12 protein-coding genes and 1 tRNA gene are annotated in these 20697 nt (G+C 69.7%); 6 read left to right on the forward strand and 7 right to left on the reverse strand.

Annotated elements, in window-relative coordinates; translation table 11 throughout:
- The first annotated feature begins 181 nt into the window (after positions 1-181).
- The 4 genes from AAH979_RS29470 (at position 182) to AAH979_RS29485 (ending at position 3661) form a co-directional block, all read left to right on the forward strand.
- Positions 182-1321 (forward strand): sensor histidine kinase, encoded by a 1140-nt coding sequence (locus AAH979_RS29470; RefSeq protein ID WP_346261393.1) that lies wholly within the window; start codon positions 182-184, stop codon positions 1319-1321.
- Positions 1318-1986, forward strand: a complete 669-nt coding sequence (locus tag AAH979_RS29475) for a response regulator transcription factor (protein ID WP_346261394.1) — start codon at positions 1318-1320, stop codon at positions 1984-1986. The genes AAH979_RS29470 and AAH979_RS29475 overlap by 4 nt, the downstream gene beginning before the upstream one ends.
- 91 nt (positions 1987-2077) lie before the next feature.
- On the forward strand, positions 2078-2737 hold the full coding sequence (locus AAH979_RS29480) for a DUF2306 domain-containing protein (protein WP_346261395.1): 660 nt from the start codon (positions 2078-2080) through the stop codon (positions 2735-2737).
- Positions 2738-2992: 255 nt separating this feature from the next.
- Positions 2993-3661, forward strand: coding sequence for a DUF6882 domain-containing protein (locus AAH979_RS29485; protein ID WP_346261396.1), 669 nt, complete (start codon positions 2993-2995; stop codon positions 3659-3661).
- 355 nt (positions 3662-4016) lie between these two features.
- Here AAH979_RS29485 and AAH979_RS29490 read toward each other — a convergent pair whose 3' ends face one another.
- From AAH979_RS29490 to AAH979_RS29500, 3 genes are all read right to left on the reverse strand, one after another.
- Positions 4017-4205 (reverse strand): hypothetical protein, encoded by a 189-nt coding sequence (locus AAH979_RS29490; RefSeq protein WP_318402260.1) that lies wholly within the window; start codon positions 4203-4205, stop codon positions 4017-4019.
- A 442-nt stretch (positions 4206-4647) separates the two neighbouring features.
- The gene (locus AAH979_RS29495; protein ID WP_346261397.1) at positions 4648-10953 is read right to left on the reverse strand and encodes an RHS repeat-associated core domain-containing protein; all 6306 of its coding nucleotides are present in this window, start codon (positions 10951-10953) and stop codon (positions 4648-4650) included.
- A gap of 119 nt (positions 10954-11072) precedes the next feature.
- Positions 11073-14477 (reverse strand): RICIN domain-containing protein, encoded by a 3405-nt coding sequence (locus tag AAH979_RS29500; RefSeq protein ID WP_346261398.1) that lies wholly within the window; start codon positions 14475-14477, stop codon positions 11073-11075.
- Between the two features lie 743 nt (positions 14478-15220).
- Here AAH979_RS29500 and AAH979_RS29505 point away from each other — a divergent pair.
- A complete protein-coding gene (locus AAH979_RS29505) occupies positions 15221-15691 on the forward strand; it encodes a recombinase family protein (RefSeq protein WP_346261399.1) in 471 nt (156 codons plus the stop codon).
- A gap of 314 nt (positions 15692-16005) precedes the next feature.
- Here AAH979_RS29505 and AAH979_RS29510 read toward each other — a convergent pair.
- Both AAH979_RS29510 and AAH979_RS29515 read right to left on the reverse strand, forming a co-directional pair.
- Positions 16006-16080 (reverse strand) — tRNA-Val (locus AAH979_RS29510).
- Positions 16081-16130: 50 nt separating this feature from the next.
- Complete coding sequence (locus AAH979_RS29515) at positions 16131-16694, reverse strand: TIGR02611 family protein (RefSeq protein ID WP_346261465.1); 564 nt, start codon at positions 16692-16694, stop codon at positions 16131-16133.
- 328 nt (positions 16695-17022) lie between these two features.
- Between AAH979_RS29515 and AAH979_RS29520 the strand changes: the two genes are divergently transcribed.
- Positions 17023-17454 (forward strand): SsgA family sporulation/cell division regulator, encoded by a 432-nt coding sequence (locus AAH979_RS29520; protein ID WP_101365276.1) that lies wholly within the window; start codon positions 17023-17025, stop codon positions 17452-17454.
- A gap of 140 nt (positions 17455-17594) precedes the next feature.
- On the opposite strand, the gene AAH979_RS29525 is transcribed toward AAH979_RS29520, so the two are convergent.
- A complete protein-coding gene (locus tag AAH979_RS29525; RefSeq protein WP_346261466.1) occupies positions 17595-18371 on the reverse strand; it encodes a glucose 1-dehydrogenase in 777 nt (258 codons plus the stop codon).
- A gap of 140 nt (positions 18372-18511) precedes the next feature.
- The gene (locus AAH979_RS29530; protein ID WP_346261400.1) at positions 18512-20665 is read right to left on the reverse strand and encodes a glycoside hydrolase family 44 protein; all 2154 of its coding nucleotides are present in this window, start codon (positions 20663-20665) and stop codon (positions 18512-18514) included.
- Between the last annotated feature and the right edge of the window lie 32 nt (positions 20666-20697).

The raw sequence follows: 20697 nt of genomic DNA on the forward strand, positions 1-20697 counted from the left end.
CCCTAGCGGTGCGGTGGACCGCAAGGTCAGACGCGGTGCGTGACGCCGCGCGGTTCAGGTTGGCAAGGGTCCGTTCCTGGGCCCGCCGCGGGAGCACCCAACCCGAAAGCACTCCGGTGGGACGAACCGGTCGTACTTTGGGCTGATCTGGAAGTCGCACCACCGTTCGTACGATGGTCCGGTGCACCCTCGTCTGCGCGCCGTGCTGGTCGAGCCGCGTGCCCCACATGCCCCGGCCCGCGTGTGGCGCGACTGGGCATTGATCGCCGTCTTCGGGCCGGCGATCGTGCTGGAGGGGATCCTCCGGCCCGACCTGCCGTGGCGGGTGGGCTGCGTCGTCATCGCGCTCGCGCTGCTGTCCACGCTGCTGTGGCGGCGCACCCAGCCGCTCGCGATGGTGGCGATCGCGTTTGGCTTCACGGCGGTCGCCCCGTTCGTGCTGCCCGGCGACGCCTGCCGCATGTACACGTCGAGCTTCCTCGTCCTGCTGTCCTACGCGCTGATCCGCTGGGGTTCCGGCCGGGACGCCGTGATCGGTTCGGCGTTCGTGGCGGCCAAGGTTGCCGCCGCCGGCATGACCGGCTCGATCGGCGGCGGTGAGGTGGTCGCCGGCTTCGCGGTGATGTTCGCCGCCGCCACGCTCGGCGCCGCGGTCCGCTTCCGCGCCGCCGCCCGGCTGCGCGAGCTCGACCGGGTCAAGCTCCTGGAGCGCGAGCGCCTCGCCCGCGACCTGCACGACACCGTGGCCCACCACGTCTCGGCGATGGCGATCCGTGCCCAGGCCGGCATCGCCGCCTCGGCCAGCCAGCCGGGCGCCGCCGTCGAGGCACTCCGCGTGATCGAGGCCGAGGCGTCCCGCGCGCTCGCCGAGATGCGCGCGATGGTCCGGGTCCTGCGCCGCGACCAGCCCGCCGAGCTGGCGCCCAGTCCGCGGGTCGCCGACATCGAGCGGCTCGCCGGCCGCTTCCGCGCCGGGCCGGACGTCGACGTGGAGATCCGCGGCGACCTTGACAACCTCCCGCCCACGGTCGGCTCCGCGCTCTTCCGCCTGGCCCAGGAGTCGGTCACCAACGCCCGCCGCCACGCCCGGCACGCCACCCGCATCGAGGTCAGTGTCGCGGCCGACGACACCTCCGTGCGCCTGCGGGTCAGCGACGACGGCGAGACCGGCGCCGCTCACCCGCCCGGCTCGCCCGGGTTCGGCCTGATGGGCATGATGGAACGCGCCGACCTGCTCGGCGGCACCTGCGAGGCCGGCCCCAACCCCGACCGCGGGTGGACCGTGACGGCCGTGCTCCCGCGCGCGGGGGTTGGCGCGTGACGGTGCGCGTGCTCGTCGCGGACGACCAGGAGATCGTCCGCACCGGCCTCACCATGATCCTGAACGCGCAGCCCGGCATCGAGGTCGTCGGCGAGGCCGGCGACGGCCACCATGCGGTCGAGCTCGCCCGGCGGCTCCGCCCCGACGTCTGCCTCTTCGACATCCGCATGCCCGGCATGGACGGCATCGAGGCCACCCGGGCGCTCGCCGGGCCATCGGTCGCGGCGCCACTCGCGGTGGTCGTCATCACGACCTTCGATCTCGACGACTACGTGTACGCGGCACTGCGCGCGGGCGCCCGCGGCTTCCTGCTCAAGGAGGCCGGCCCCGATCTGCTCACCCAGGCCGTGCACGCGGCCGCCAACGGGGACGCGCTGATCGCACCGAGCGTCACCACGCGGCTGTTGAAGGCGTTCGCCGACGCGGGTCCCGCCGCGCCGCCGAAGCAGCCGATCGAGGCGCTCACCGACCGGGAGGAGCAGGTGCTGGTCGCGGTCGCGCGTGGGCGCACCAACAAGGAGATCGCCGGCGATCTCTACATCACGCTGAGCACCGTCAAGTCACACATCACCAGCCTGATGACCAAGCTCGGCGTGCGTAACCGGGTCGAGATCGCGATGTGGGCGTACGAGACCAACCGCAACCGGGCGCGGGGCGACCGCTGAAAGTACGACGACGGCGTACGACCAAGGACCGGCCCGATCGCGGCCCATGTGCCGATGAGCCGGGGCGGCTGCGGCGGCCACCATCGATGGCATGACGAGGCGTGAGTGGCGGCTGCCGGCCGCGTTGATCCTGCTGGCCCTGATACCGATAATCGCCGGCGCGGCACGGGTGACCGAGCTGAGCACCGGCCCGGAGGTCACCCCGGCGAACGTCCGCTTCGTCGCCGACCCGCTGCCGGTGGTACTGCACATCGTCGGCGCGGTGGTCTACACGATCCTCGGTGCCTTCCAGTTCGTACCCAGCCTGCGCCGCCACCGCTGGCACCGCGTCGCCGGCCGGCTACTCGTTCCCTGTGGACTGACGGTCGCCCTCACCGGCCTGTGGATGACGTTCGCGTACGACCTGCCGGCCCACGACAACGACGTGCTCGCCGGCATGCGGCTCGTCTTCGGCTCGGCCATGGCCGCCTCGATCCTGCTCGGCCTCGCCGCCGCGCTGCGCCGCGACTTCACCCGGCACCGGGCGTGGATGGCGCGCGGCTACGCGATCGGCCTCGGCGCCGGTACGCAGGCGTTCACGCACGCACCGTACGTCGCGGCGACCGGCGAACAGCCCGACGGGAACATCCGGGCCGGGCTGGTGCTCGCCGGTTGGCTGATCAACCTTGCCGTGGCCGAGTGGTACCTGCGCCGCCCGGCTCGCACAGCGCAAGCGCGAGCAGCTCGTCGGTCGCGTGTCGCTGCCGGATGAAGCCCTCCGGGGCGTCGCCGAGCCCGCCGTCCACCGACAGGGCACGCTGCGCCGGCCGCCCCACAACCGACTACGCCACAGCCCTGGGGCTGGCGCGGTGGCGAGCACACCGACTACTGGTCCTGTTCCGGTTGATGCTTCCACTCGCATCTCAACTAGCCTGCGGCGACAACGAGGTGACGCCTGCGTAGCTGTCCCGGGATCCGCGCCGCATGCGGAGGCACGCCTCACCTTGCGGTCTGGCACACTGCAGCGATGCTGACGTTTGATCGACTCTTCGCCGAGCATGTCGCGACCGGGCTCGCCCGCCAAATGGCGCTGAGCGAGCTGATCGGCGAGCGTGACTGGCAACTCGACGTAACCAGTGGCACCGTGGCCTTCGGGAACGACCTGCGGTACCACATCCAGCTACTCGGCACTGAGAGCCACGACGACGGCAGCTGGCTGTGGGCATGGGCCAACGAGGCGAGCGACCTCCCGCCGGCGCTGCTGCATTTGTGCGGCTGGCTGCGCGAGTACGGCCACCGCCAGGGAGTTGCCGAGCTCACCGAGCCCACGTTCGCGCTTCAGCGTGCAGACGGTCACCGCCTCGCCATGCTGGCCTCCGGCCTGACCGGCCGGTGTTACTTCCGCGGCCCGTACCCCGGCGGCGCGGTCTTCTTTCACCTCGACGACGCCCCGCCGCAGATCACCGCGCCTGTCCGGCCGGAGCGTGTGCTGACCGTTCTGGGCCAGGTCCTTCAGGGCTTCCCGGTGGACCACCGCATTGCCGTGGAGTCGTTCCTGCACCAGCAGTCGTGGCGCCTGGACCAGGCGCCCGCGTCGGTGACCGCGCACCACTCCGACGGATCCACCCTGCGCGTCGACTTCGACGCCGTGGGTCGGGTCAGCAACATGTCCGGCACGGTCAGGGCTGTTGCGTAGTCGATTGAGGGTCCATCGCTCACACGACCTCATCGGCGCCGTGACCCGGAGCAACCCGACAACGCAATAGCCCTGCCGGCCCGTCCCAGATCCGGATAGAGCTGCTTGTTCAGGCCGGCGGCGAACGTGATGTCGAACAGCGCACGTGGAGGTATCCATGGCCGCCTTCCTCCTCGGCCCTGTCGGGCTCTCGCTCGCAACCTCGACGCGCAGCGCCGCCTTCCTGGCCACGCGACCCAACGGGCGGTCAGCCTCGGCCCGGGTGGCTGCCCCCCAAACACACCTCAGCGCGTTGCGGAGCGCATCCGCCTCGACCTCGCGGAGTGTGTTCCGGAACCTTACGAGCAGTCGTCGGTCATCGTGAGCCCTCCATCGCCGACATGACTGTGGAGGCGATGGTGTACGAGTCGTCCCGGTGCAGTGTCCACTCGCGGTCCCCGGTGACGATCTGGATCCGTCCGTCCGCGAGCACCCGGACGGTGAGGCCGAGGGTTTCGGCGTCGCGCTCCGCGAAGACGGTGACGAGTGCGGTTGCGTCGGTCATGGTTGTCTGGCCTCTCGGCTAGCCGGCGTGGTGGTCCACCCTCCGTTATCTCACCCTGGACCACCGCGTCAGGTGCATCTCGGAGTTCCGGCTGGTGTCGACCGAAGGTTGGATCGAAAACACCCCTGGCCAGCATCGCCTCAAGGCCGCGGCGGCAGTGCGTGAATCAGCGGTCCAGCGCCGCCCGGTGCGCGTGGTCCGGCGGGCGCCCTCGCCGGACCAGCGCTTTCGGGCAGCAGAACGCGGTTCGCGTACTGCCAACTGAACCTTTTTCAACCCTCCCCTTACGGTCCGACGGACCGCAAGGTCGGTCGCGGTGCGTACGCGCCGCGCGGTCCAGGTTGAACGGCAAGGAATGTGAAACCGGCCCTGGAGAGCCTTCAGGGGGCACAACGAAGATCAGCGCCGCGAGACGCGGCGCTGATCTTATCCAGGTGCGGACCTACTCCTTGTCGGGATCCATGCTGACGAACTTTTGCCCTGCGTCCCCGAACCCCTTTTCGATGCCGAAGGATACGGCGTCCTTAAGAAACAGTGCGGCGTCGGTGCCGCCGAGACTCGCTTCCGTCCGCTCGCCGTTGGCGATCGTGGCGTTGGCCCTCGTGAGCATGTCGACCCGGCCGGCCGCGCCGGACGGCATGGCGCGGGCCGCCGACTGCGCGACACGGGCCGAGTTCATCCCGGCCTGCGCCACCCGGCCAAGGCCGAACGTCGCCAAACCGGCCGCCTCCCAGCCAGCGGTTTTCCACTTCCCCTGCCTGGCGGCGTCGCCCATGTCATAGGCGGTCATCGCAGCCGCGCCTATGGCGCAGATAGCAGAGCAGAAGGGAAGAAACGCTCCGATGGCCAGACCCATTTTGAGAATCTTCCAACCGTTGGCGCCCGGCTTCATCTGGTTCCCCGCCCACTTCCCCGCGGCGGCAAGGCCCCTGCCGGTCGATTTGACCAGCCGGCCGGCCCCGCGGGCGATGTTCCCGGCTCGTTTCTTTATCCGGTTGATGTGCGGGGTTACCTTCTTCCACGCCTTCTTGACCTCGTCCTTGACCCAGGTTTTTATCCGCTGGACCTGCGTGACCCATTCCGTGATGGTTTTTCGGATCGTGCGCCAGAGTTGCCTGACCTGCTCCACCATCTTCGTGACTTGTTTCCAGCCCCACTTGACGAGGCTGCCGATGAGCGGGATCTTGGTGACCCATCTCACGGGCTCCCAGGTCGTCACGGCCACCCAGAACCTTTGCCAGTAGGGCTTCTTCTCCGTCACGGTCCGGACTTTCATCTTCTTGACGTGGCGGGTGCTGATGACCCACCGATCACCGTCTGGGTCGGCGTAGGTGACCGGGTTGTTGTTGGCGTAGGTGTAACCGTTGACCTGTTGCGGCTCGCCGTGGTCGATCACCGGGTCGACCGAGATGAACCGGCCGAGCGCCGGATCGTATTCGCGGGCGCCGAGATGGACCAGGCCGGTGCCGGGATCGGCGGTGCCACCGACGAATGCCTTCTCCCCGGGCAACGCCACAGCCGCGCCGCGGAGCTCGCCGTACGGGGTGTGCCTGCGGCGCTTCACGTTCTGGCTACTCGCGTCGATGCTGATCTCCGGCGTCCCGTGATGGTCGAGCGCGAGCCAGTTCAGCGCGTTGTCGGCCGAGGTGCGAACCGCGATGGTACGGCCGGCGAAACTGTAGTACCGCGTGCCGGTCACCGTGCCGTTGGGCGCCAGGCGCAGCTCGGTATCGCCGAGGTAGAGCGTGGTGCCGTTGGCATCGCGCCGGATCAGCCGGTTACCCCCGGCGTCGTAGAGGAAGCTCGTGGTGACGCCGGCCTTGGTGATGCTGCTGACGTGGCCTTCCGCATCCCAGCTGAGACTCTGCTCGCCGGTTCCCTTGCGCCGGCTTGCCATGTTCCCAGCGGCGTCGTAGCCGAACTCCTCGACCTGCGCCGCGCCGTCGGGTCCGGTCGTGGTCACTCGGTTTACCGCGTGCGGCCTGGCCTGGCCTGCGGCCGGATAGTTGTACGCCGTCGTGGTCCGAGCGCCACCCAGGACGGTACGGGTCTCCGAGAGCCGGTTGCCGGCCTTGTCGAACGTCCACGAGTGCCAGTACGGCGCCGGGCCACCGAGCGCGCCCGCCGCTGGCGCCGCTTGGCAGTCACCCGAGGTCGGTGTCCACGCCTCGGAAAGCCGTCGCAGGTAGTCGTACCGGAAGCACTGGGTCTCCTCGGCGTCCTCGGCCTGATCGGCGATCGACGTGATGTTGCCGGCCGGGTCGTAGGCGTAGACGAGGTCGGCCACGCGTTGCGGCGCTGTGTCGCGGGAGACCACGGCCCGGGTCAGCCGGTGGGTGCCGTACTCGTACTCGTAGCCGAGCCGAGTGGTCGATCCCCCGGCCGAGAGCGTCATCTGGCGTAGCTCACCGAACTGGGTGTAATCGGTGGCGGTGACGTAGCTGCTCGCCCCGCTGAGCGTGACCGCTTGCCCGAGGACGTCGTACCCGCTCCTGAGCTGCTCGGCGGGAAGCCCACCGCCGGCCGGCAACCCGATCGTGTCCAACGAGCCGTCCACTTTGTAGGTCTGGCTGAACTCGTATTTACCGGCCAGCGCCCGTTCGCTTGCCGGGATGGTGATCCGCGTCCCGGTCGGCCGGCCGGCGTCGTCGAACCCGGTGACCTCGGAGACGTAGGCGCTGGTGCCGACGTACCGAGTCGCGGCGATCTGACTGCCGCGGGCCGGTGTGCCGTCGGGGAGCGCGTCGTAGGTCCGGCTGGTCAGCTTCGTGCCGCTCAGCGATCCCTCGAAGGACGCCGTTTGCCGGCCGAGGATGTCGTAGGCGTGCGCGAGGGTGATGCCGCGCGCGTCCCGTGTCGCGACGACGTCCCCGGCATCGTTGTAGGTGTAGTCGGTGGCGCCGCGGTCCGGCTCCTCAGTGCGGATCCGGAGGCCGCGCAGATCGTAGCTGTACCGCCAGACGTTTCCGGCCGGGTCGGTAACCGTGGCGAGTTGGCCGCGGTTGGTGTACGTGTACTTCGTCGCGTCGTACGTGCCGCTCGGCGAAGCGCCGTGGTACTGGCGCAGCTCGATCAGGTTGCCTTCCACGTCCGTGATGCGTGTCGTCGGCGCCTCCCCGTCGGGCGGATCGACATCGTGCCGGTTGACGCCGTAGGTGTGCGTGGTGCGCCACTTCTCCAATCCGTCGACCATGAACATGATGTTCGTCGGGCGCTCGTTCTCGTCGAAGACGGTGCGTAGCTGCGCCGGCATGGTGTTCTCGTCCGCGATGACCACGTCGGAACCCGGTGGCGCGTCGTTGTAGTACGGCCCGTTCTCCTTCGTCACGAGGCCACGCGAGTCGTAGAACTTGTCGCTGAGGATGCGGCCGCCGCCGGGTGCGGGCTCCTGTGTCTGCCGTGGCCGCATCAGCCCGTCATAGAGCTCGTACTCGGTTTCGTAGTCGCCGTTGGGTTGCAGCGTCCGCGAGGCCACCGCGTTGGCGCCGGTGGTCCGCACCAGGTAGCTGTACTCCGCGCTGGGCGTCTGGGTGGTCGCCCGGCCCGGCAGCCACACCTTGACCAGCCTGCCCAGCGGGTCGTAGCGCAGCTCGGTCCGCCGGTCGTTCGCGTCAAGGACGGCGGTTTCCTCGCCCCAGGCCGGGTCGTACATGGTGCGGGCGCGGTGCCCGAGCGCGTTGGTGACATCGATCTGGGTAACCGGGCCACCGGTGGCCGGGGTGTAGGCCGTCGTCGTCCGGGCGCCCCTGACGTCGTACGCCTCGATCTCGCGACCGTACACGTCGTAGCTCGCCCGCCTCGTCGTCACGTAGGTCGGTGCCCCGTTCCGCCACCCTGTCAGCTCTTCGGTCCGGGTGATCTCGCCGCGCACCGGCGGCGCACCGAGCGTTGTGCTGCCGTCGTAGTAGTGCCGGACGTCGGAGATGAGGTCGTCCGGGTACGCGGGGGCACGGTCACAGTTCACCGCGACGGTCTCGATGCGGTACGGCAGGTTGATGATCCATACCGACTCGTTCCTCGTGTACGAGTAGCGGGTGCAGGTGTCGTCGTCCGGGTTCGAGACATCGTTGAGGTCGTTGGAGCGCAGCACCGTGCCTTCGGCGTCGTAGACGTTCTCCGCGCCCGTGTTCTGCCAGCCGCCCGAGCCGTTGGCCTCGCTCTGCCGGACCTTGCCCTCCTCGACCCGGAATGCCTGGGTCGTACCCCAGCTCCGGGTTCGGGTGGCCGTAGCCCCGGACAGCCACGGGTCGGTGATCTCCTTCTCGTGCACCGCGCCGCCGGTGGTGTACTTGATGTTCTCCCGCGCGACGTTGGCGAACTGGTCGGAGTCGCGCAGCCGGGTGCCGGCCGAGTCGGTGATCCAGACCTCCTTCTTCCCGCCGGACGCGGTCCGGTCGCCGTCCATGCCGCGGAAGTACAGCGACTCGGTGAGGGACCGCGGGCCGCCCACCGGGCCCTTGTGGACCCGGACCCGGTCGTACCCGCGCCACTGCGACCAGCTCTTCTTGTTGTCCGGCACCATGCCGTCGGCCTCGTCGAACCGCCAGGCCGGTGTGCTCGGGTACTCGATCCTCGTCACCACCGGCGGCAGGCCGGTGGTGCGATCGACCTCGGTCACCTCCGTGACCACGTACTTGTTGAACCAGTCAAGGCGATCGGTGCTCTGCCCGTCCGGCGTCCATCGGGTCGGGTGACAGCGCTTGGTGTTCGAGTCGGGCGCCGGCAGGTTGCCGGGTACGGCGCACTCCTTCGGCGAGTAGGCGATCGTGATCTCGCCGCCGGAGTCGAGTTGGATCCTGTTGACGCGTAGCCAGTTCATCGGCGGGATGCCGTCGACGCCGTCCACCCGGTTGGGCAACTGGATCGGGTCGAAGGTGATCGGTGGCAGGCTCGCCTCGCCGCCGACGAGGCCCTTGTGCTGGATCGAGGCCAGCCACATTCCGGCCCGGGTGCCGTCGCCGGGGCTCGGGTACGAGTGGGTCAGCGTCCACGAGTCGACGTTGCGGTAGGAAGTGCCGCCCCAGACCTGGGTCGTCACGGCGGCCAGGCGCTTTTGGGTCCAGAACGTCGGGTTGTATTTGTTGGTGCAGCTTGTGGTGCTCGTGCACCCCTGGTCCCACGGTACGTCCGGCCAGTTCGCCGGCGACGAAGCGGTGCAGGTGGTGCCGGGGATGCACCGGTCCGCCTCGGTGAACAGCACGCGGCCGACCGCCTGCTTCGAGTAGACCTCGCCGTCGCGTTGCCCGTAGTCGATTCGCTTCAGCCAGCCGCCCCGGGTGTAGGTCGACACCTTGGTCGCGGTTATGTTGCGGGCATAGTTGTTCTTCTCGGTCCCGTAGAACAGGCTCATGGTGTTGCCATTGCGGTCCACGACGTAGTCGAGGTTCCACCGCCACGCCTGCTGGCAGTACGAGGTGTCGAATGTGGACTTGTAGCATGGCTCGCCGGAATGGTTGCCGAAGACCGGTACCGTCCAGACGGAGTTGGTGACCTCGTTGTTCAGCGCCCAGCCGGTCGGCTTGTGCTTGCCGAAGTAGTACTGGGTGCCGTCCGGGGTGGTGATCCGCCAGTATTCCCCGTTGTCGTCGCCGTTGTCGCCGTCGGTCAACAGCTCCACTTTGGTCCCGTCGTCGACGCGCGACTTCCACTGCCCGGTGGCGTCGTCACGAATCAGCTCACCGCCGCGCCCGTTGAGCGCCATGACCGCGTTGTCGAAACTTCGGGCACGCCCGCCGTCGGTCGCCCAGCACAGGTCGCCGGTCTTGCGTCCGCTGTTGTTGCCGCCGGTGGTGTCCTCACCACACGACTTGTACCGCCGCTCGATGTAGCCTCCCGGGTCGAACGCGAACCCTTCCCCGACCCACGACGGCTGGTTGTTCGTCGACGAGGTCCGGCCGTCGACGCCGCCGCTGGAGTAGCCGAGATCCATGGTCGGCTGCGGCCCGCCGAGGCCCGGCACGGTCTCCATCGGGTAGCGCCAGTTGAAGTCGCCGGAGGAGGTGCCGACCGACCAGGTGGAGGAGGGCGACAGCCCGGTGGCCTTGAAGTCGCCGGCCCCGGAGGACGCGGCGGCCATGACCGCGAACAAGCCGGACCCGCTCTTGGCCTGCACTTCGATATCGCCGCTCAGCCGGCCCGAGCCGTCATTGCGGGTGGCGATCGGCGTACCGGCGCACTCTTGGAGGTCTGGTGTGGACAGCGCGCACTCTGGTAGGGCCATCAACCGCAGCCGGGTTGCCCAGTCTCCACCGTAGGCGTCCCGGAAGGTGGAGTAGTCGACCTCAAGGTTGACCTGGCCGGCGATTGCCACGCCGTCGGCGCGGTTCACCCGTAGCAGCAAACCGTCCGCGCGCCGTGGCAGCATCTCGACCCGTACCCGGCCGGGTGTTGCCGAACGGGCGGCGGTGGTCTTGCCCGCGCCAACCGACACCGGCAGCTTTCCCGCCCGAACACGCGCGTTGCCGGCGGCGTCCGCGCTGACCGCGGCGCCGGCTGTGGCCAGGCTGACCTCCGCCTTACCCGGCGTGGGCCAGGAGACCGCAGGGGTACCCCGCAGCGCCAACTCCTCGTCAAGGCCCGGCTTGGCTTCCGGTACCGACACCGGCCGGACGGCCGCCGAGCGCTCCCTGGCGAGCGAGAGGTCATCCGCCGGTGCGGCTGCCGCCCGTTCCGGGATACCGCACACTACCGTCGCCGCCATCACCGCCGCCAAGGTCAGCCCTACCGGGCGACGCACCACGTGGTCCACGATTCCTCCCCTGGTCAGCGGCACATCGATCGGTCCGCCTCGATGCCTAGCTAGCCGTCATCATGTCGTTTCGGCAGCACAGAAAACGCACAGGGAGCTGCCGGCCGAGGTATCCGTCGTCACGGCTCCAAGCGGAGCGCGAACCGTTGGTCGTCCGGCGGTACGGCCGCGCACGGAGCCTGCACAACTTGCGCGCCGTTGGCGAGGCTCGCACCGCTGACCTTGAGGCACTTGTCGCTGTGCACGACCCGCAACTGCACCACCGGCTCGTACCCGCCGCCCGCCACCAGGTCGAGCCGGAACTGCTGGTTGGGTTTTGCCGCACCGACGTCATGGCACACGTACTGGAGCGTCTTCGCGTTGTCCAGCAGGCTGTACAGGCCGATATCGAGGCACTTGTCGGCCGCGGTCCGGATGTGGAAATACGGCGAGCCGCCGACCCGTTCGAACCGGAACGTCTCCCAGGTCGCCGTGGCCACGCAGTCCCACTGGTCCAGGACCACGTCGTTCGCGGTGCTCCCGCCCGGTACGTCGAAGCACTTGTTGCTGTGCACTGGATGGATCCGGTACCGCCGGTTCGGGTCGACGTGCACGGTCGGCCTGGCCTCGCTGACGTACCCCTCCCAGTCGGCGCGCTTGTCGGCGAACCCGCTGCCGGTCGAGACAAAAGTGTAGAGACGGCGCTTGCCGGCACCGGTGTCGTACAGCGAGGCGATGTCGGTGCGGCCGTCGGCGTCGAAGTCGCCGGCGGCCAGGGTGCCGCGGCTGGCGTCGAATCCGCCCGCGCCGCTGCTCCACCGGGTGGTCGGCGTCCAGACGGCGCCGTCGCCCTTGAAGGTCACCAGCCGTGCGGTGGCGTTGCCGTCGTCGTAGAGCGCGACCACCTCGGCACGGCGGGCGGCGTCACCGTCGACGTCCCCCGCGACGAACCGGGCCCGCCGGGCGTCGAACCCACCGGCCCCGCTGTCCCAGCGCGTCACCGGACCGCCGAACACCCCGGCGGCGGCGTGGTGGATCCGCATGTGTGTCTGGGCCGTCCCCATGTCGTGCATGTCCACGACGTCGTCGTCGCCGTCCGCGTCGACGTCGGCGGCGACCAGGTTGGCACCGGCGACCCCGGCACCGGTGGCGCCGCTGTCCCAGCTCAACGCGGGGGCGGCGAAACCGGTCCCGGTGGAGAGAAACGCCCAGAGCTTGAGCTGGCCGTTGGCCAGGCCCTGGAGCGCGGCGATGTCGTCGTCGCCGTCCGCGTCGAAGTCCCCGGCGGCCACCTTCAGGTGGCTGAGCCGGAACATGTCGCCGGTCCACACCGGCTCGCTCACCGCGGAAAACCGGTTCCCGTCGGCGGGCAGCAGAAACAGCCGCACGATCCGGTCGGCGTCCTCGCGGAAGATGGCCACGTCGGTGCGCCCGTTCCCGTCGAAGTCGCCGACCACGCTCCGCACCAGGTCGGCCGGGAACCCGCCGGAAACACCGGTGTCCCAGGCGACGTACCCGGGATGGAAGCCGGCCGGGGCGGAAACCAGGTTCCACACCGCAGTCTGTCCGTGCCCGTGGTCCACCAGCGTGGTCACGTCGGCGCGCCGGTCCCCGTTGACGTCCGCGGAGATCGCCGGATCGCTTACCGTACGGCCCCGGGCCACAAGTTGGTATCCGGAGTTGAGCCCACTGCTGTTTCCGGCCCGGTCGACCGCCCGCGCGTAGAGAGTCCGGCGGACGTCACCGGTGTCGGTGGCGAGCTGCGGCCAGAGCGTCACCGGTACGGTGGCCCGGCCGTCCGGCCCGGCGGCCACCCACATGGTCGTGACGTCCTGGCTGAACCCGTACCGGTAGCCGGCGACGTCCGTCTCCCCGCCGCTCGGGGCGAAGGTGATCGTGCCGACCTCGCCGACCGACCTCACCGGGGTCGGGCCGGGATAGTCCGTCGAGGTCAGCGCGGGCGGCGATGGCCGACTCGTGTCCACTCTGAACCAGCAGCGCGCACTGTACGGGCCGGTCAGCCCGGAGTCGGTGGTACGGGCTCGGTAGCTGAAGACGGCACCGGGCTGATCGGTCGGGAGCGCTCCGAACGGGACCGGCGGCCAGCGCACCACGCTGCCCGAGCCGACCGTGCCCGAGGAGAGGCTGGTCAGGACCGTCTCGCCGGAGAGGATCTCCAGCTCGTTGGTGACGTTGTCGCTGTTCGGGTCGTAGCCGACCGCGGTGAAGGTCGGGGTCGTGGTGCTCAGCGCGGTCGGCGCCGCGGCGGTGCCACACGGCGTCGGCGGCACGGTGGAGACACTCGTCGGACTCTCCGGCGGAGTGTTGTACTCGATGTTGAGGCGCGCGGTGGACTGGTTGAACCGCTTCCAGTAATCTCCCTTGCCCTCGACATCCTTGTTGATCTTCAGCCCGAAGCCGATCGCCTCCTGCGGGCCGTTCACCCCCCGCACCGCCTCCTGCACGACCGGGGTGACCGTGTCGGGGTTCAGGCCGAACTCCATCAGCATCGGCGGCTGGGCGCAGGCCGATTTGTTGGCCTTGCCCTTGCGGGTGTCCAGCGCCGCCCCGCCGAGCCAGTGCCCCGCGCTGTTGTTCCAGGTCACCGGCGTGGCCGGGTCGATCAGCTTGGTGTGCCACAGCTCGACCGCGGTTTCGGCGCAGACCCCGGTGTGCGTCATGGAGATCGAGAACCAAGCGCGGTTAACCGTCGCCCTGGCCACCCTGGCGACGTTCACCTGGAAGAGCGTCCGCCACGGGCCATCGGTGGTGTTCCACACCGTACCGACCCGGACGTCCTCGCGGTAATGGGGGTCGGTCCAGTACGACTCGCCCGCATCGTCGGCGTTGACCAGGGTCCACCGGTACTGGGCCGCGCTGTACGACGGGTCGATGTAGACCGGGTACCGGGTGTCCGGGTCGGTAAGCATCTCCTGGTCCGGGATCACCACCAGTTCACCGGGGTTGACCTCCAGGCCCATCACCCGCTGCCGCCCCGGCGCCGGCCCACCCTCGTCACCCTGGCCGCTCTGCGCATCCGCCGACGCGCTCCGGGGAGCGCCGGCCGCCGCAGGCGGCTTCGGAGTGCTGTCCCACATCAGCGGCGGGCCGGCGGCGAACACGGCACGGCCGGTGGCGTCCACGGCCACGCTGCTGCCGTCCGCCCCCGCCCGCAGGGTCAGCTTCCGGGTGCTGGTGCCGAAGCGGACCCGGCGCAGCGCCGGATTCGCCGCCGCGGCCGCGTTCTTGACGACGAGGAACTGGGAAAAGCCCACCGCGCTGACCCGGACCTGCAAGTCCACCCCCGGCAGCACGCCGGGGTAGGTCGCCGTGTCGCCGTCGAGGACCGGCGCCGGCAACGGCGCCGGCCAGGTCAACGCCAGCTCGGCACCGTCCTGCTCGGCGGTCACCAGCGGGCCGGAGCCGCCACCGGACAGTCGCAGCCCGATGGGGGTCGCTGCCGGCGACACCCCGCCGACCGCGTCGCGGACCAGCCGGGTGTCGATCGGGACCCACTTGCCGTCGCGCTGGGCCCGTACCGGCATGACGTATTGCTCGAGGGTGCGGGTCCCGGACGGGTTCGCGAACACCCTCGCTGTCTCAGTCCGTTCGCCCACGATCTCGACGGGAACACCAGTCCGCCGCGCGGCCTCGGCCGCCCGGACCGCCTCGGTCCCGCCCACCCGGCCGGGTACCACCTGCGCGGCCGACGTCGGGGACAGAGCAGCGTGTGCCGACGCGGGCCAGGCTGCCGAGCCGGCCGGCACGGCCGACCCCAGAACGAGCACCGCCAAGAGAGCCGCCGACCAACCGGCGGCACCGAATCGAGGCGTCATCGCGGCCTCCGCTCCTCATCCGCGTTCCACCGTTCGCGCCCCCGCCGAGCGCGAGTCGTATGTGCGTGCAGCACCAGGATGAGTACGGAACCGCACATTTTCCGCACAGACCGCGCGGTGATGGCCGCTACGCCGACACTCCACGACCTGCCACCCCGCGCACGCGGCCGAGCCACGAGCGGAAGCGGGGGCGCCGACGGCCGGGCGCGGTCCGCCGCCTGGACCTCACCGCCCACCCACAGACTGCGCCGGGGCTCGGAGCCTCTTCACGGCCGCCCGGGCGACTGGCCAGCCCTCGTCCAGTTCAGCTACGTCGTGTCGTCACACAATCTCAACCAAGGTGCCTGGTCAGTACACCTAGCAGATGCTGCCGCCGAGGTTGTCCCAGCCTTGCCAGCGGTCCGGTGTATAGGTCTTCAGGCAAAGACCGCCGTTGGTGCCGCGATGAACACGTGCGGCGTGCTGCCGTCCACGAGGACAGTGGGGTCGAGGCCGGCACCGTCGGGCGCATCTTCGACCTCTACCTGCGGGACCGGCGCGGCACGAACGCCATCGCCGGCATCCGCACCGAGCAGGGCCTGCGAACCCACACCGGTAAGCCATGGTCACAACACACCGTTACCCTGCTCCTGACGAACCGGATCTACCTCGGCGAAAAGAACTTCCGAGACATCACCGTCCCCGACGCCCACGACGCGATCATCACCGCGCTGCTGGATTTCTACACCCACCGTGGCGACCTCATCGAACAAGCCATCACCGAGTTTCAGGCCCAGCACGCCGCCGACAACTCAGGCCAACGCAACGAACTGACCGCCATCACCCGAGCACAGAAAGACACAGCGCCACCATCGACCGGTACCTCGTCGCCTTCGAGAAAGGCACCCTCGACGACGAGGACACCCACGTCCGCGACCGACTGACCACGCTCAAAGACCAGTCCAAACAGCGCGGCCACCGAAAGGCACACTGAAATTCGAGCTCGACGAGCCACCTCAGACCCTCACACCGGCCGACCAGACCAAGATCCGCGAGCAGATCAGAGAGATCATCGCGGACGGCGTCCCCACCGCCCGCAAGGCCATGCGCGAAGCCCGCATCAAGGAAATCATGATCATCGCCGACGACGCCGTCCGCCCGATCTTCAAGCTGCCCCTCGCTGGCAACACAGAAGGGCTGGTCCTCGACGGACCAGCCCTTCTGGACAGCAGAAACGCGGTTCGCGCGCTGCCAACTGTGGTGGGCGATACTGGGATCGAACCAGTGACCTCTTCGGTGTGAACGAAGCGCTCTCCCGCTGAGCTAATCGCCCTCAGCGCGGACGACTGTACCTGATCGACCGGAGTCCGCGCGACTTCGGGGTCAGTGCGTCGCGATGTAGTGCATGAACCTGGCGATCAGGTCGATGCCGAGACTGGCCCGTACCGACAGCCAGACCACCACCGCCACGAACACCAGCCCGACCGAACCGAGGACGATCCGGACCAGGAGGGACTGTTCACGTACCCAACGCGCCCAGCTCTGTACGTGCCGGCGGGTGAAGTTGAGCAGCCGTTTGGCCCAGTGGAACTCCACCGCCCAGATACCCAGGCCGCCGATGACGATCAGCCAACCGGGCCCCGGGAGCGGAATCAACGCGAGACCGAGTGTGACGACGATCGCACCGGCGACCGCCACGAACACCTTCAACGCGATCCGACCGGTCGGATTGGCTCGGATGATCTCCAGCGTCCGGCGTACCCGTTGCCGCCGGTTCTGCGTCACGAACGGCTCGAGCGGCACTTCCGCGCCGGCACCCGTGGGTGACTCCGTCGCAGGTCCGGACCGATCCCCCCGTGGGACGCGCTCGTCGTCGGGCACGTCGTACCTCCGCTCTTCGACCGCCCCCGCGACGCCGGAGCGGACCCCGGCGCCAGCCCCGTTCACGCTCGCCGCGCTCGGCAGAGCCGCTTTCTCCATTGAGGATGGATTCGTAGCCATTTCAACCCCCAGTGTGGCCCGGCCCGTCACTCAACAGGACGACTGGACGTTACCGGAGTGAGTCGACGGCTGAACCATCCGGCGTCGGGTGGGATCGAGTACCTGGGCAGAACTGGACATCCTACATAAAGATTCGATTTCGATCGGCGGCTAGGAAGCCTCTTCCCACTACTGGGTGATATCAGCGTATGGCGGAGCGTAACCATGAGTAGCACCTGAGGATGGGAAAGGCGGGACACATACGTCCCGCAGCGGTGCCGGGGGGAGAACGTCCATGAGTGTCATCCGACCGACCACGGTCGAGGTCGAGACGTCGTTAAGGCTCGTTGCACCTGACGCCACGGCTCTGCCCGTGCGTGCCAGCCTGCGCTACGACCCAGCCGACCCGTATGCGGTCCATGTCCTGTTCCATGCGGAATCCGCCGGTGGCGAAGCGGTCAGCTGGTCCTTCGCCCGGGAGCTGCTCGTCACCGGCCTCGACGAGCCGGCCGGGATCGGCGACGTCCGGGTCTGGCCCTGGGCCACACCCCGGGGCGACTTCGTCGCGCTCGCGCTCTCATCACCGGACGGTAACGCACTGTTCGAGGTGCCACGTAGCGTCCTGGTCAGGTTCCTGCGCCGGACGTACGTGGTGGTCCCCCGGGGCCGGGAAGGAGACCACCTCGACGTCGATACGGCGGTCAACCGGCTCCTGGCCGGTCGCTGAGCGTTTCCCGCGACTGCGAGCGCGGGGCACGTCACGCCGCTGGAACGCCACGCCGCGCGGACCCTGCCGAGGTCCGCGCGGCGTCTGCGCGGTTCGCGATTCCCGAGATCGGGGTCTGGGATGCCCGACGTCGGGTCTGGTCAGCCGTGCGTGGTGATTCCGCCGTCGACCGGTATGACCGCTCCGGTGAGGTATGCGCCGGCCCGCGAGGCGAGGTAGATCGCCGCCCCGGCCATGTCGTCGGGCCGGCCGATCCGGCCGAGCGGCACCTGGTGCTCGATCGTCGCCCGGGTCGCCGGGTCGTCCAGCGCGAACGCCATCATCTTGCTCTCGAACGGGCCGGGGGCGATCGCGTTCACGGTGATGTGCTCCGGGGCGAGCTGATGGGCCAGGCTCCGGGTCAGCATGTGCACCGCCGCCTTGGTGGCCGAGTAGGCGTACACCTCCATCCACGGCACCCGGATCCCGTCGATCGAGCCGATGTTGATCACCCGGGCCGGGTCGTCGGCGCTGGCCGAGGCGCGCAAGGCGGGCAGCAGGGCGGTGGTCAACTGGAAGACCGCCTTGACGTTCACCGCCCAGAGCTTGTCGAAGGCGCTCTCCGGGTACGCCTCCAGCGGTGCCCCCCAGGTCGCACCGGCGTTGTTGACCAGTACGTCCAGGGCCGGCACCCGTTGCAGGATCTGCTCGGCGAGCCGAGCCGCCCCGGCCGCGCTGGAAATGTCCGCCGGGATCGCCTCGCAGCGACCGAATCCGGAAAGCTGCTCGGCGACCTCGGCACAGACGTCCGCCTTGCGGGACGAGATGATCACCTGGGCGCCCGCCTCGACAAATCCCCGGGCGATCATCAGACCGATCCCCCGGGTGCCACCGGTGACCAGCACCGCCTTGCCCTCGACCGAGAACAGACCTGGCATGCACACCTCTGAAGGTTGTAGGTCGATCGGCGCCGGGATACGGACCGACCGGCTTGGCTTACTGTGCGGTAAGTTAGTCCTGACCGTACCGGCCGGACAACTCCGGCCGGTACGACTCCACTACGGCTCGGTCTCGGCGATCACGGCTCGGTCCCGGCGATCCGTACCCCGTCCAGGTAGACGGTGATCCGGGTGCTGGCCGCGTAGCCCGGTGCCGCCGGACGCCAACTGTGGTCGTCGGTCTCGACGAACCGGGACCCGTCCGCCTTGGTCAGCCGCACCTCGATCGGGCCACTCTGCCCGGCCGCCGGCAACGTCCCCGCACCGCGGGTGAACCCGACCTCCAGGTAGCCGTCCGCGCCGCGCCGGGGTCTCGGCAACGCCACCAGCCACTGGGTGAGGTTGGCGCACCCGGTGGTGGCCCGCACGCAGGCCGCCTGCACCGCGCCGCGACCGCCGTCCCGGGTGAACCAGTACCGCACGGTCACCCGGGACAGGTCGACCGGTACCGAGCCGGGGTTGTCCAGCTCGATCGCCGGGTGGATCCGGGCGTTCGTGACCGACCGGTCCAGGTTGCGGTGCCGCACCGTCAGCGGCGGCGGGGTGCTCGGTGCGCTGATCACGAAGAGAGTCACCGAGTCGGCCGGGAAGGTGTGCGACAGGATGCCGTTCGGCGCGCCGGCCACCGGCGGCGGCACCAGGATCCGCTGGTCCGCCTCCCGGACGATCGCGCCGAGGTTGCCGGCGCCGTACCGGTAGACCTGGGTGCTCGGGGCGGTCCGGCCGCGCAGCGACAGCGAACTGCTCCGCTCCACCCCGCTCTTGTTCACCACCATCACGGTCAGCGCGCCGTCCGAGCCGCGCTCGGCCGCGTACACCGAGAGCTGCTCGGAGTCCGCGGAGGTCGCCCGGACCCCGAGGTCACCGAACCGGCCGCCGGCGCCGTCGTAGTTGCGGTACATCCGGAAGGCGTACGCGCCCGGCTGGGTCGCGGCCGGCGGCGCCCAGAGGGTGGCCAGGTCCAACCCCTCCCGACCGAAGATCCCGAGTACGTCGGCCTGGGCCAGCGCCCCGTTGACGTGGTCCAGCGCCCCCCAGTTGTACTCGGTGACCGCCGTCCTCGTCCCCGGATAGTTCGCCGCCACCAGCTCCTTCATCCGGGGCACCAGCCGGACCGGGGTGTTGATCCAGCTCTCGTCGGTGTAGGTCGGGTCCCAGAGCGCCCGGGTGGAACGCAGCCGCAGCGCGTTGGTGGCCGGGTCGTTGCCATTGCCGAACGCCACCCCGGCGGCCTGCGGATAGAAGTGCATGTCGAAGTAGTCCAGCACCCGCTGCCCGTGCCGCTCCTCGTAGTCGCGCATCTGCTGGAGGTACCAGGTGGCGAAGGGCAGCCCGTCCCGGGCCGGCCGGTCCGGCGGGTCCGCCCAGCACCCGGTGCGCCCGCACACCTCCTGGTCGAGTCCGGAGTAGTCCCAGGAGGTCCAGCCCCAGCCCACCGGGCCGAGCGTCGCCGCCGACGGGTCCACCTCCTTGACCGCCGCACCGATCGCATACGCCTGGTCGCGCAGCTCCGCCGAGTTCGCCCCGGTCGGGTGCACGTCCCGGTGGGTGGAGTGCCAGATGTCCGGCTCGTTGTCGAGGTTGTAGAACTTCACCCCGCCCTCGGCGGCCGTGCCGTACTTGGCGGTGAGGTGCCGCAGCCAGTCCCGGACGTACTCCGGGCCGACCTGCACACTGGTGTCGTGCGGGTCGTTCCCGGTCACCAGGGAGCCGTCCGGCCGCACGCCGTTGCCGCAGTCCGGACGCCACTCGTCGGTACGCTCCTGCGGCCCGTACTTGGCGACCGAGAAGCCGCACGAGCCGTCCCGGGCCTTCGGCGCCCACCCGATCAGCGGCACCGTCAGCACACTGTCGGTGCCGGTACGCCGGTCCTGCTCGACGAAGCGGTCCGTGGACGAACCGTCCGGCAGCGCCTCGGGGTCGGCGTTCTCCTCGGCGATGTTCTCGAAGAACCAGTCCGAGGCGCGGTTGGTGGTGTCGTAGCGGTAGTGGTACCGGGTGGTGGCGTTGCCGCCCCAGCGGCGTACCGGCAGGGCCAGCTCCGCGGCCAGCGCCTCGTCGGCGAAGTTCATCCCGTAGATGTGCGGGCTGATCGGGTGCCGGTCGGCGGCGACGTCGACCTCGAGGGCCGGGCCGGGCTCGGCGAGCGCCGGGGGCGGGGCGACGACGACGGCCGCACCGGCGGCGACGAGCGTCGCGCTGACGGCGATGGGCAGGAGGGATCTACGACGCATGCGGGATCTCCGGAACTGCTCGGCTGTCCGGC

Source organism: Plantactinospora sp. ZYX-F-223, assembly GCF_039649625.1.
In the GTDB taxonomy this organism is placed as follows: Bacteria; Actinomycetota; Actinomycetes; order Mycobacteriales; family Micromonosporaceae; genus Plantactinospora.